The 12,288-nt window shown below is 69.8% G+C and carries 7 protein-coding genes; 5 read left to right on the top strand and 2 right to left on the bottom strand.

The window, feature by feature from the left end; translation table 11 throughout:
• Nucleotides 1-70 precede the first annotated feature (70 nt).
• The 3 genes from FHG66_RS10875 to FHG66_RS10865 all read left to right on the top strand — a co-directional run bounded on the left by FHG66_RS10875 (nucleotide 71) and on the right by FHG66_RS10865 (nucleotide 3,939).
• Nucleotides 71-799, top strand: coding sequence for a PAS domain-containing protein (locus FHG66_RS10875; protein WP_139076776.1), 729 nt, complete (start codon nucleotides 71-73; stop codon nucleotides 797-799).
• The gene (locus FHG66_RS10870) at nucleotides 771-2,963 is read left to right on the top strand and encodes a GAF domain-containing protein (RefSeq protein WP_246082558.1); all 2,193 of its coding nucleotides are present in this window, start codon (nucleotides 771-773) and stop codon (nucleotides 2,961-2,963) included. The genes FHG66_RS10875 and FHG66_RS10870 overlap by 29 nt, the downstream gene beginning before the upstream one ends.
• 76 nt (nucleotides 2,964-3,039) lie before the next feature.
• Complete coding sequence (locus FHG66_RS10865; protein ID WP_139076774.1) at nucleotides 3,040-3,939, top strand: DMT family transporter; 900 nt, start codon at nucleotides 3,040-3,042, stop codon at nucleotides 3,937-3,939.
• 142 nt (nucleotides 3,940-4,081) lie between these two features.
• On the opposite strand, the gene FHG66_RS10860 is transcribed toward FHG66_RS10865, so the two are convergent.
• Both FHG66_RS10860 and FHG66_RS10855 read right to left on the bottom strand, forming a co-directional pair.
• Nucleotides 4,082-7,927: a PAS domain S-box protein gene (locus FHG66_RS10860; protein ID WP_139076773.1), complete on the bottom strand. Its 3,846-nt coding sequence runs from the start codon at nucleotides 7,925-7,927 to the stop codon at nucleotides 4,082-4,084.
• Nucleotides 7,924-8,493 carry a recombinase family protein gene (locus FHG66_RS10855; protein ID WP_139076772.1) on the bottom strand — a complete coding sequence of 190 codons (570 nt, stop codon included), beginning with the start codon at nucleotides 8,491-8,493 and terminating at the stop codon, nucleotides 7,924-7,926. Before FHG66_RS10855 ends, FHG66_RS10860 begins: the two co-directional genes overlap by 4 nt.
• Nucleotides 8,494-8,961: 468 nt before the next feature.
• On the opposite strand from FHG66_RS10855, the gene FHG66_RS10850 reads away from it, so the two are divergent.
• Both FHG66_RS10850 and FHG66_RS10845 read left to right on the top strand, forming a co-directional pair.
• Nucleotides 8,962-10,485, top strand: coding sequence for an ATPase domain-containing protein (locus FHG66_RS10850; RefSeq protein ID WP_246082557.1), 1,524 nt, complete (start codon nucleotides 8,962-8,964; stop codon nucleotides 10,483-10,485).
• The gene (locus FHG66_RS10845; protein ID WP_139076771.1) at nucleotides 10,472-12,178 is read left to right on the top strand and encodes a response regulator; all 1,707 of its coding nucleotides are present in this window, start codon (nucleotides 10,472-10,474) and stop codon (nucleotides 12,176-12,178) included. Before FHG66_RS10850 ends, FHG66_RS10845 begins: the two co-directional genes overlap by 14 nt.
• The last annotated feature ends 110 nt before the right edge of the window (nucleotides 12,179-12,288 follow it).

Below are 12,288 nucleotides of genomic sequence, written 5' to 3'. Positions count from 1 at the left end.
TGCCCTAATGGAGCCAACGGCGCCTTTTGCGCATTGTCGCTCTGCAATCGTGAAGGCGAGGACTGGCACGATGGACGCGAGGACGCAACGCGAGACCTGGCCCCCCGGCTCCGGCGAGATGGCGGGGCGGTTGTGGGCCCACGACTGGGCCGCCTCGCCCCTAGGGCCTCCAGAAGCCTGGCCCGAGGAGCTGAAGGCTGTGGTGAGCCTGATGCTGGCGAGCCCACTGGTGTCCTCCATCGCGGTGGGGCCGGAGCGCGTGCTCCTCTACAACAACGCCGCCGCGCGGCTCTACGGCGACCGCCACCCCGGTGCGCTCGGCCGCCCTCTCCCCGAGACCTGGCCTGAAGCGTACGCCACGGTGGCGCATCTCTACGACCGCGCTTTCGCAGGCGAGGCGGTGCGCGTGCCCGCCCAGCCACTCGACGTGAGCCGCGAGGGCGGCGAGGTGTTCGAGGTCTACCTCACGCCGGTGCAGGGGGAGGACGGCAGGGTCCTGGCCGTGCACATGACCGGCTTCGAGGTGGGCGCGCGGCTCCCGGCCGAGGCCGCGCTGCGCGAGAGCGAGGCGCGCCAAGCGTTCCTCCTGCGCCTCGCGGACGCGCTCAGGCCGCTTGGCGATGCGGTCGCGATCCAGGCCGAGGCCGCCCGCGTGCTGGGGGAGCAGCTGGGAGCGAGCCGGGTCGCCTACTACGAGGTGGACGGCGAGAGCTACGTCCATCGCGGCCGATTACAGGCAGGACGTGCCGTCCCTTGCGGGACGCCACCCCGTGGGGTCGTTCGGCCGCGAACTGCTTGAGCGACATCTCGCGGGCCAGCCCATTGTCGTCCCCGACGTCGCTCGTCAGCACCGCGCGGCGGAGGCGCAAAGCTTTGCGGACATTCAGGTCGGGGCCTACGTCGGCGTGCCGCTGGTGAAGGGGGGCCGCCTCGCCGCGGGCCTGACGGTCCATGCGCCCGGGCCCCGCGACTGGACGCCGGCCGAGGTATCGATGACCGAGGATACGGCCGAGCGCACCTGGGCGGCCGTGGAGCGGGCGCGGGCGGAGGCAGCGCTGCGACAGAATGAGGTGCGCCTCCATCTCGCCATGGAGGCCACAGACCTAGCCATCTACGAGTGGGACCTGGTCAGCGACCACTTGACCGCCAACGAGCGGTTCAAGGAGATGGTCGGGATCGGCGAGGGGAAGCCCCTCCTCGGCGCGCAGATCTTGGAGCACGTCGTCCACCCGGACGACCGCCCGCGCATCGACCCCGACCTCGCCCGCGCGATGGATGGCACGTCAGACGGCCGGTTTGCCTTCGAGCACCGGCTGAGCCGCACGGGCCCCCTCGGCGAGCCCTGGGTGCTGAGCCACGGGCAGGTCACCTTCGCCGGACCAGAACACGACCGCCGGCCGGCCCGGGTGTTCGGTACCCTGCAGAGCATCACTGCCCGCAAGGCGGCCGAGGACGCGCTACGCGAACAGGAGGAGCGGCAGGCGTTCCTCCTGAGGCTTTCGGATGCGCTGCGCCCGCTCGCCGACCCGGCCAAGGTCCAGGCCGCCGCGACGACGCTGCTGCGCGAGCAGCTCGATGCGGGCTGGTGCTACTATGTCGAGTGGAACGAGGCGGGCACGGTGGCACGCGTGCTGCGGGACGCCGCGCGCGAGGGCCTGCCTTCGCTCGCGGGCGAGCACGACGTCTCGGACGTCCCCGAGTTCCTGGACCTGCTCCGGACGGGCGAGACCCTGAACGCCCCGGACTACGCCCGCTTCGAGCTCCTGAGCCCGCGCGTTCGCGGGCGCTACGCCGACCTGGGCTTCCGGTCGATGCTCGGGGTGCCCCTGGTCAAGGGCCGCCAGCTCGTGGCCACGCTGCTCCTGGGCGACACGGTGATCCGGCCCTGGTCGGACATTGCCGTCGCCCTGGCCCGGGAGACGGCCGAGCGCACCTGGGCAGCAGTGGAACGGGCCCGGGCGGAGGCGGCGCTGAGGGAGCGCGACGAGCGCAACGCCTTCCTCGTGCGCTTCTCGGACGCCGTGCGGGGCCTCTCCGACCCTGCCTCTATCGAGGAGGCCGCCTGCCGCCTGCTGGCCGAGCGCCTGGGCACGGAGCGCACGCTTTGGGCGGTCGTGGACCGGGTCGCGCAGGCGTACGTCACCGAGCGCGTGATCGAGGACGGCCGCAGGGTGGAGGAGCCTCCGCCATGGCCCATCAACCCCGCCGACCCCTTCGCGGCCGAGCACCTCGACGGCCGCTCGGTGGCCTATGAGGACGCCGCGACGGACCCGCGCGTCCCGGAGGCCACGAGGGCGGCCCTATCCGCGCGCGGCATGGCGGCCGGCATCGCGGTGCCAGTGTTCACCGAGGGGACCTTGCACGCGGTGCTTTCCACGAGCCAGCGCGCTGCGCCGCGCCGGTGGAGGCCCGAGGAGGTCGCCTTCGCCGAAGCGCTCGCCGGGCGGGCCTGGGCGGAGGTCGAGCGCGCCCGGGCGGAGCAGGCGCTGCGCGGCAGCGAGGAGCGCCTTCGCGCCATCGTGGAGACCGCGACGGACTACGCCAGCCTCACCACCGACGTGGAGGGACGCATCGAGACCTGGTCCCAAGGAGCGGAGAAGGTGCTGGGCTGGTCGGCCGAGGAAGTCGTGGGCCAGCTCATCGATATCACCTTCACGCTTGAGGACCGCGCGGCTGGCGCGCCCCGGCAGGAGCGGCAGCGGGCGCGCGAGACAGGCCACGCGTCCGATGTGCGCTGGCACCAGCGCCGCGACGGAACCCGCGTCTTCATCGAGGGAACAGCGCGGCCGCTGCTTGCCCTGGATGGCACGGTCGCGGGCTTTGTCAAAGTGGGCCAGGACGTCACCGATCGGCGCGAGGCGGAGGTCATAACGGCGCTCGTGTGTGTGTGCCAGATAGCATTAGAGGCCCTGCGACGTCGCGCAAGAAGGCATGACATAAATCAGACTATCTTCATGGCTTAATCGAAAATTGTCATGTGCGCTACTCTGTGGGCCTCGCTATGCCGGACCGGCAGCTTCCTGCGTTCCGAGCCCCCCAATGCCCGACCTCGCCCTGTCCCCGACCGCGCCGAACCGGCACCGCCTCCTCTGGCCCGCCATGGCCACGATGCTGGTGATCGGCTGGAGCTCGGGCTTCGTGGGCATCCGCTTCGCCAACGAGGAGGCGAGCGTCTTCCTGCTCCTGTTCTGGCGCACGCTGCTGTCGGGGGTCATCCTCTTGCCCTTCGCGCTGGCCTTCGGGCCGCGCCTAAGCCTGCGCGTGGTGCTGTCGCAGATAGCCTTCGGGGTGATGGCGGTGTTCCTCTACCTGGGCGGCTTCGCGCTGGCGATCGAGCAGCGCGTGCCTACGGGGCTCGTGGCGCTGATCTCGGACCTCCTGCCGCTGGCCATCGCGGCGCTGTCGCAGCCGGTTCTGGGCGAACGGCTGAGCGGGCGGCAGTGGCTGGGCACGGCGGTCGCGGTGGCCGGCGTGCTGATCGTGTCCTTCGATAGCCTGACCGTCGGGGTGGCGCCGCTTTGGGCCTATGGGTTGACGGTGGGTTCGATGCTGATCTTCGCTTTCGCTTCGGTCCTGCACAAGGGACGGAGCGAGTTGCACATCCCGGTCCACCAGGGCCTCTGCATCCAGACGCTCACCGGCGCGGCGCTGTTCGGCCTTTGCGCGCTGGTGGCGGGCGACGGCTTGGCTCCGCCCCTGACACGGGACTTCGCCCTCGGCATGGCGTGGCTGGTGCTGATCGCGACCTTCGCCACCTACTCGGTCTACTACACCAGCCTACGGCTCTTCCCCGTAGCCAAGGTGAGCGCAGCCATCTACCTCAGCCCGCCGGTCACGATGCTCTGGGCTTGGGCGCTGTTCGCCGAGCCCCTGACCCCGGCCATGTTCGCCGGCCTCGCCGTGACGCTGGCGGGCGTGTGGCTGACCTCCAGGACGTGACCAAACAACAGGTTCGGTCTGCCGTGCCGATGGCCGATCACTACAGAATTTGTGACTTGCTGTCCCCTCGTCTTGCGCAAGCGCCTCAGGTGCTTGGGGCGTGCACAAGCTCGGCGCAAACAGGCGTCGCCTCTGTGGTGCTCTACGATGCTCCTGAGGTTCTGAGGCTCGCAAGGCTGGCCGCGAGCTCATCCTTGCGGAACGGCTTGGCGAGGCGGGGCAGGTCGGGGGCGAGGCCCTCGCTCTCAGCGTAGCCTGAGACCACCAGAATTGGCAGGCCCGGGCGTAGCGCCTGCACGGCGCGCGCGAGGTCCGAGCCCGTCATGCCCGGCATGAGGTGATCGGTGACCACGAGGTCGACCCGTGCGCCGTCTCGCATGGCGGCGAGCGCCTCCTCGGCCGAGGCCGCCTCCAGGACGTGAAAGCCCAGCTCGCCCAGCATGTCGGCCGTGGAGAGCCGCACGGCCTCCTCGTCGTCCACCAGCAGCGCCGTGCCGCGCGGCCCGTTCGGTGCTGCCAGGGGTGGCCGGATCGCCGCTTCCGGCGCCTCATGGCTTTGCGGCAGCCACAGCTCGACGTTGGTGCCGAGCCCCGGCCGGCTTTGGATCGCGAGCGCGCCGCCGAGCTGGGAGGCGAGGCCGTGAACCATGCTGAGGCCGAGCCCCGTGCCCTTGCCGACCCCCTTGGTGGAGAAGAAGGGCTCCACGGCACGCGCGAGCGTGGCCTCGTCCATGCCGGAGCCGGTGTCGGCCACCGACAGGCGCAGGTAGCGGCCGGGCGCGAGCTTGGGAGCGTGGGTGGGGACGCGCTTTCGGTTGGCTGTTGCTTCCACTGTTTCAGCCGTCGCGCTGATCCGAAGCGTGCCGCCCTCCGGCATGGCGTCACGGGCGTTCACCGCAAGGTTCAGGAGCGCCATCTCGAGTTGGTTAGAGTCGGCCTTAGCCGGGGGCAGGTCGTCCGCCACCTCCACCGCCACGCGCACCTGCGGCCCTGTAGTGCTGGCCACGAGGTCGGTCATGCCACGGACCAGGTCGGCCACGTCCACTGCTACGGCCTGAAGGGGCTGGCGACGCGCAAAGGCCAGGAGACGCTGCACGAGCGTGCGGGCCCTCTCGGCGGACTGCGCGGCCCCCGTGATCAGCCGCTGCTCGCGTGGGCCGATCACCTCTTGGCGCTGAAGCCGGTCGAGCACCGCGACGATGGGGGTGAGCAGGTTGTTGAAGTCGTGCGCCACGCCGCCGGTGAGCTGGCCCATGGCGTCCATCTTCTGCGCTTGCCTGAGCTGCTCCTCGGCCTCGGCCAGGCGGGCCTGGTCGCGCAGGCGCTCGGTCACGTCGAAGCCGGTCATGAGCGCGCCCGTGACGCGGCTGTCCTCGTCGCGCAGCACCTCGTAGGTGAGCTCGAAGGTGCGCCGCTCGTGGCCGAGGTCGCCGAAGGGCGCCATGATCGTGAGGGCCTCGCCCGCCAGTGCTCGGTCCCAGGGCACGCGCGCCTCGGCCAGGTGCTCGGGCATACCTGCGAAGAACTCATGGAGGCTCTGGCCCAGGTGGGGGCGGCGGCCGTAGAGGCGGTCGAGCACGTCGGACGTAGCGCGGTTGACGGCGATCCAGCGGAGATCGGTGTCGAGCGCCTGGATCAGCGTGCCCGTGGTCTCGACGATGCGCGCGAGCTGCTCGCGCTCGGCGGTGCGCTCGGCCACGCGCGCTTCCAGCGTGTCGTTGAGCTCGCGGAGCGCCGCCTCGGCCCGCTTGCGGTCGTGGATGTCGACGGAGGCGCCGAACCAGCGGAGAGCCGCGCCGGTGCTCAAGTCGCGGTAAGGCTCGCCCCGCACCAGGAACCAGCGCCAGTCCCCCGCCTTTGAGCGGATGCGGTGCTCGACCAGGAAGGTGCCGTCTGTCCGCCGCGCCTCGTCGAAGGACGTCACCGTCGCCTCGGCGTCGTCTGGATGCACAAAGCTCGCCGCGACCTCGGCCGCGGTGGCCGGCTCATAGGCCGCGCCGGTGTAGTCCGTCCATTGCTTGTTGAAGAACTCGGTCCGGCCTTCCGCGTCGGTGATCCAGACGATCTGGGGCACGGCGTCCGCCATGAGTCGGAAGCGCGCCTCGCTCGCCCGGAGCGCCTCCTCGATGGCCCGGCGGTCGGTCACGTCCTGGCCCACCTTCACGTAGCCCGAGGGTGCGCCGTCCTGCCCGTCGAGCGGGCGCATCACCCCGTCGATGAACACGCGCGTGCCGTCCTTGCGCCGATGCCAGCGCACGTTGGGGGCTTGGCCCTCCTCGCGGGCTGTGCGGCGCTCCCATTCCGGCACACCTTGGGCCCGGTCCTCGGGCGTGTAGGTCATGTCCGCGGGCTGACCCACGGCCTCCTCGGCCGTCCACCCCAGCACCGCCTGCGCGCCCGCGGTCCAGGTCACGATCCGACCCTCCGCGTCCGTGGTGAAGATCACGTAGTCGGTGGCGGTCTCCACGATGGCGCGGAAGCGCTCCTCGCTCGCGCGCCGCGCCGCCTCGGCCGCGCGCTCCTCGGTGACCTCCTCGGCCGAGATGGTGACGCCCACAACCGCGCCCGAGGCGTCCCTGAGTGGCAGCCAGTTCTCGCGCCAGATGCGCACGACGCCAGGTTGAGCGGGGGTCGTCCCGGTGAACTCGACGCCCATGACCGCCTCGCCCGCGAGCACGCGACGGAGCGTCTCGATGGCCTTGTCGTCGAGGTCGGGCGCCACCTCACGGACCGTGCGGCCGATGTGCTCGGCCGTGGGCAGGCCGTTGATCTCCGCCATCCGGTCGTTGATGCGCACGTAGCGCAGCCCGGTGTCGAGCACGGTGAGTCCTATAGGAGCGGCCGCGTAGATGGCCGCGATCTCGTCGGCCTGCTCCCGAGCCCGCGCCTCGCTCTCCCGCAGCGCCGCCTCGGCCGCGGCCCGCTCGACCGCCGCCCGCGTGCGCTCGGCCACGGCTTGGACAAGCTCGATCTCTGCGCCGGTCCAGCGGCGCGGGCTCGCGTCGTTGACGACAAGCACGCCCACGATGCGCCCGGCTCTCAGCAGCGGCACGCCGAGGACGCTGCGCACGCCCGTGGCCGCGAACTCGGGCAGGCGCGCCAGCGCCGCCGTGCGAGGGTCCGTGCGGTGCTCCTCCACGACCAAGGGCTCGCCGGTGCGGTAGGCCTCGAACACCGGGCCAAGCTCGGCCAGCCGATAGACCCCGACCGAGGGCGGCATGCCATGGGCGAGGTACTCGCACGTCACCCGCGTCTCGGACGCGTCCTCGTCCACCTCCATGTAGGTGACCCGCCCGACGTCCAGATCGCGGCCTAGGAGCTCGGCGGCCGCGGCCTTGGCCTCGTCGGGCGAGGTGGCAGCGCGCAGCGCCTCGTCGAGCCGCAGCAGGAACGCCTGCCGCCGCGCGGTGGCCTGCACCTCCTCCTTGGCCCGGCGCAGCTCGATCTGCGCTATGACCTGGGAGGCCAGGATCGAGAGGGCGCGGTGCTGGCGCTCGCTGATGCCCTGGGGGCGCGGCTCGCGGTCCAGCACGCAGACGGTGCCGAGCGGCAGGCCCTCGGGCGTCTCGAGGAGAGCGCCTGCGTAGAAGCGCAGGCCGCCCGCGACGTGGATCAGCGGGTTGCCCTCGAAGCGCGGGTCGTCCCGGAGGTCGGGAACCACCATGACGCCCGGCTGGAGGATGGCGTGCCGGCAGATGGACACGTCCAGGGGCAGGCTGTCGGTGCCGATGCCCACCTCGGCCTTGAACCACTGCCGGTCGGACGCGATGAGGTTGACCACCCCCATGGGCGCGTCGAGGAGGTCGGCCGCAAGCTCGGCCACCTCGTCGAAGGCGGCCTCGCGGCCGGTGTCGAGGATGGCGTAGCGTTCGAGCGCGGCCAGCCGGTCCGCCTCGCGCCAAGTGGGCTCGGCGCAGGCCGCTTCGGTGCCGGGCAGGGATGCTTCGGGCACGGTCGAGCCGGCCGGCGTCGGGCTCTCCTCGGTCACGCGCTCCTCCTCACGCCGGTCAGAGCCATCTCGCGGTATACGGTGGCGCGGCCCAGGCCCACCTGCCGCGCGGCCTGCGTGGGCGAGAGCCCCGCCTCCACGAGCGTGAGCGCGGCCGCCACCTTGTCGCGGTCCACGGGCTGGCGGCCGGGCCGCTTGCCCTTGGCGCGCGCGGCGGCGATCCCGTCGCGGGTGCGCTCGGCGATGAGCCGGCGCTCGAAGTGGGCGATGGCGCCGAACACATGGAACACGAGTTCGCCCGCGGCGCTGCTTGTGTCGATCCGCTCCTCCAGGCTCAGGAGGCTCACGCCCCGACCTTTCAGCTCCTCCACGATCGCGAGGAGCTCATTGAGCGAGCGCCCCAGCCGGTCCAGGCGCACCACGGCTAGTGTGTCACTGGGACGCGCGTAGTCGAGGAGCGCCCGGAGGCCCTCCTGGTCCAGGGCCTTGCCGGAGCGTACGTCCTCGAAGATGCGGATGGCGCCGGCGGCCTCAAGCCGCAGCCGCTGGCCCGTGAGGTCCTGGTCGCCTGTGCTCACCCTCGCGTAGCCCAGCACCGCCCCCATGACCGCCTCCCTTTGTCGTCGCCGTCCCGCAATCGGCCGCTTGCGGGACGCCCCGGGCAAGCCTTGTCAGACCTCACGCAAGCCGTCCATGGAGTACGTCTTGGATCGCCGCCGCGTCCAGCATCAACGAAGGCGTTCTCGGAACGACAGCGGGAGCCCCCGAGACCTCACATCGAGTCAGTTCCGCACCTGACTTGCGTACAAGCCAAGGTACTGACGAGACTTGGCTTGCCACCTTAGAAGGAGATCACGATCTTCGCGCGACGGCCCGTTATTGATGTTCGCTGGACAGCCGCCGGGTCCTGCAAACATAAGGTAGCATGACGACAGCCAAAGCGGCTTCCAGCATGGCTTGTTGTTGGTTAGCTTGGGCCGGCAGCGGCAAAGCCTTGCATCACTTTCGGCGCTAGGGCGCAGTGGTCCGTCCCACATGGGTGAGGGGGGAGCAGCACAGGACGGAGTAGGGCGATGGCCAGCATGCTGACGGATGACGACTTGGACGAAGACTCGCCCCGCATCTCCACCGGCAGCGCAGGTCTCGACGACATCCTGGGCGGCGGCGTCGACGCAAACCGCCTCTACCTTTACGAGGGCCGCCCCGGCACCGGTAAGACGACCATCGCGCTGCAGTTCCTGCTGGAGGGCGTCCGGCAAGGCGAGCGCGTGCTCTACATCACCTTGTCCGAGACCCAGCGCGAGCTGAGCCTCGTGGCCAGGCGCCACGGCTGGTCGCTGGACGGTCTCGACATCTTTGAGTTGGTGCCGCCCGAGACAACGCTCGACCCCGAGCGCGAACTTACGGTGTTCCACCCGGCCGAGATGGAGCTGAGCGAGACCACGAAGCTCATCTTCGAGCAGGTCGAGCGGCTCAACCCGACCCGGGTGGTCCTCGACAGCCTGTCCGAGCTGCGCCTCCTGGCACAGAGCCCGCTCCGCTACCGCCGGCAAATCCTTGCGCTTAAGCACTTCTTTACCAGCCGGAACTGCACGGTCGTCCTGCTGGACGACCTCTCGGCTCAGCAAGATGACCTCCAGCTTCACTCCATCTCGCACGGCGTGGTGCTCCTCGAGCAGCTCGCCATCGACTACGGCGCCGAGCGGCGGCGCCTCCGGGTCGTGAAGATGCGCGGCATCCAGTTCCGAGGCGGTTTCCACGACTTCACCATCGAGAAGGGCGGCCTCAACATCTTCCCCCGGCTGGTCGCGGCGGAACACCACAAGTCGTTCGTGGGCGAGTTCACCCCAAGCGGGAACGCCGAGCTCGACAAGCTCCTCGGCGGCGGGCTGGAGCGCGGCACGAATGCGCTTCTCATCGGCGCGGCGGGAGTGGGCAAGTCTTCCCTCGCCCTGACCTACGTCATCGCGGCGGCAGAACGTGGTGAGCATGCCGTCTTCTTCGCCTTTGACGAGGGTCGCGGGACCGTTGAGGCTCGGGCTCGAACCCTGGGTTTACCACTCCAAGAGCACTTGGACTCGGGCCGGATCCGCTTCCAGCAGATCGATCCCGCCGAGATGGCGCCGGGGCAGTTCGCAGCCAACGTGCGGCGCAGCGTGGAGGACGACGGCGCGCGTGTCGTCATCATCGACAGCCTCAATGGCTACCTGAACGCCATGCCTGACGAGCGCTTCCTCATCCTGCAGATGCACGAGCTCTTGAGCTACCTCGGCCAGCAGGGCGTGCTCACGATCCTGGTGCTGGCCCAGCACGGGCTTGTGGGCCCGATGGATACGCCCCTTGACATCAGCTATCTGAGCGACTCGGTGCTGATGCTGCGCTACTTCGAGGTGGCCGGGACGGTCCGGCGCGCGCTCTCGGTGGTCAAGAAGCGGAGCGGCGATCACGAGCACTCCATCCGAGAGTTCCGCTTGAGCCCTCAGGGGATCAGCCTCGGGCCGCCGCTCAGGGAGTTCAGCGGCATCTTCTCCGGCACTCCCGAGTATCACGGGGACAAGATCCCTCTCATGCCGGGCGAGGAGAATGGGGCCCGCTGATCCCGACACCCGCGTTCTGATCTTCGCGCCCATTGGTCGGGACGGAGCCGCATCGGCGCATCTGCTGCGCCGCGCTGGCCTGGACGTGGAGGTCTGCGCCAGTCTTGCGAGCTTGCTGGATGCAATCGGGACGGGCGCCGCGGCCGTGTTCATCGCCGAGGAGGGCCTTTTCGGACAGGAGACCGGGCCGTTGACCGAATGGGTCGAGGGTCAGCCCGCCTGGTCGGACCTGCCGTTCGTCGTGCTGACCAGCCATCAGGAGCAGCCCGCCGTGATGGCTTGGCGCCAGAGGCTGGTCGGGGCGCTGCGCAACGTGTCGCTTCTCGAGCGGCCCATCCAGCCGATCACGCTCACGAGCACGATCCAGACGGCCGTGCGGGCGCGCGAACGTCAGTACGAGGTGCGCGCGTTGCTGGCGGCCCGTGAGCGAGCCGCTCAGGAGTTGGAAGATCTCGTCGCGGAGCGTACGCGCGAGCTGGAGAAAGCGAACGCCGAGTTGCGCACCCAGATGGAGGAACGCGCCCGCGTGGAGGAGGTCCTTCGCCAAGCGCAGAAGATCGAGGCCATCGGCCAGCTCACGGGCGGCGTCGCGCACGACTTCAACAACCTCCTGATGGTGGTCTCGGGGGGCTTGGAGATGCTCAAAAAGGGTGCCCACCCGGACCGCCAGGAGCGGCTGATCGAAGGTATGCAGCAGGCGGCGCAACGCGGTGCCGGGCTGACCCGTCAGCTTCTGGCCTTCTCGCGGCGGCAAGAGCTCAAGCCCGAGCCTGTGGACGTTGTGCGCCAGATCGGCGGCATGCGCGAGCTGCTCGACCGCAGTCTCAGGGGCGATGTGCATGTGGAGTTCGCCTTCGCGGACGATCTCTGGCCCGTTGAGGTAGACCCCGGCGAGTTGGAGCTCGTGGTGCTGAACCTCGCCGTGAACGCACGGGACGCGATGCCGAACGGCGGGACCATCGTCGTGAGAGCCGAGAACTGCCCTGGGTGCCGGGTCGACAGCCAAGCCGGCGACTATGTCTGCCTTTCGATTACCGACACCGGCACAGGGATGACGCCCGAGGTGCGCGCCCGGGTCTTCGAGCCGTTCTTCACGACCAAGGACATCGGCAAGGGATCCGGCCTTGGACTTGCGCAGGTCCATGGCTTCGCCACCCAGTCCGGGGGACGTGTTCAGATCGACAGCGAGGTAAGCCGCGGCACCACCATCAGCCTGTATCTGCCCCGGACCGAGGAGCAGCCCGCAGCCGATCAGCATCATCTGGTCGACCTCCACGTCGAGCGACAGCATCCCGGGGGAACTGGCTGCGTGCTCCTCGTCGAGGACGACGATGAGGTCGCCGAGCTGGTGGGCCAGATGCTTCAGCAGCTCGGCTATGAGGTGACCCGGGCTGCGAGTGCCGCAGCCGCGCTCGGGGCCTTGGCCAACGGGCGCCGAGTGGATGTGGTGTTCTCGGACATCATGATGCCGGGCGGGATGAATGGTGTGGACCTCGCCCGTGAGATCCGATCGCGCCGTCGCGGGTTGCCCGTGCTCCTGACCAGCGGTTACGCCGAAGCAGCCAAACGGCAGGCCGAAGCGGAACGGGTTCGCATCCTGTCCAAGCCGTATCGTCTGGATGAACTTGCGGCTGCATTGAGTGTAGCCATGGCAGAGGCCCAGAACGAACAACAACGGCCCACCCAGCACTAGCTTCGTTCATGCGACGTCAGAGCAGCTGGGCGCAGCCTAGGAACGACACACGAGGTGTTTGCCAGACGACCCTGTCCGGACATCCCGGGCAGAGGGAACTGTGGAAGGTA

The organism is Rubellimicrobium rubrum, from assembly GCF_006152115.1.
GTDB lineage: Bacteria > Pseudomonadota > Alphaproteobacteria > Rhodobacterales > Rhodobacteraceae > Rubellimicrobium > Rubellimicrobium rubrum.
Note: the sequence above shows the minus strand (reverse complement) of the source record. Positions and strands in the feature narration are given on the sequence as shown.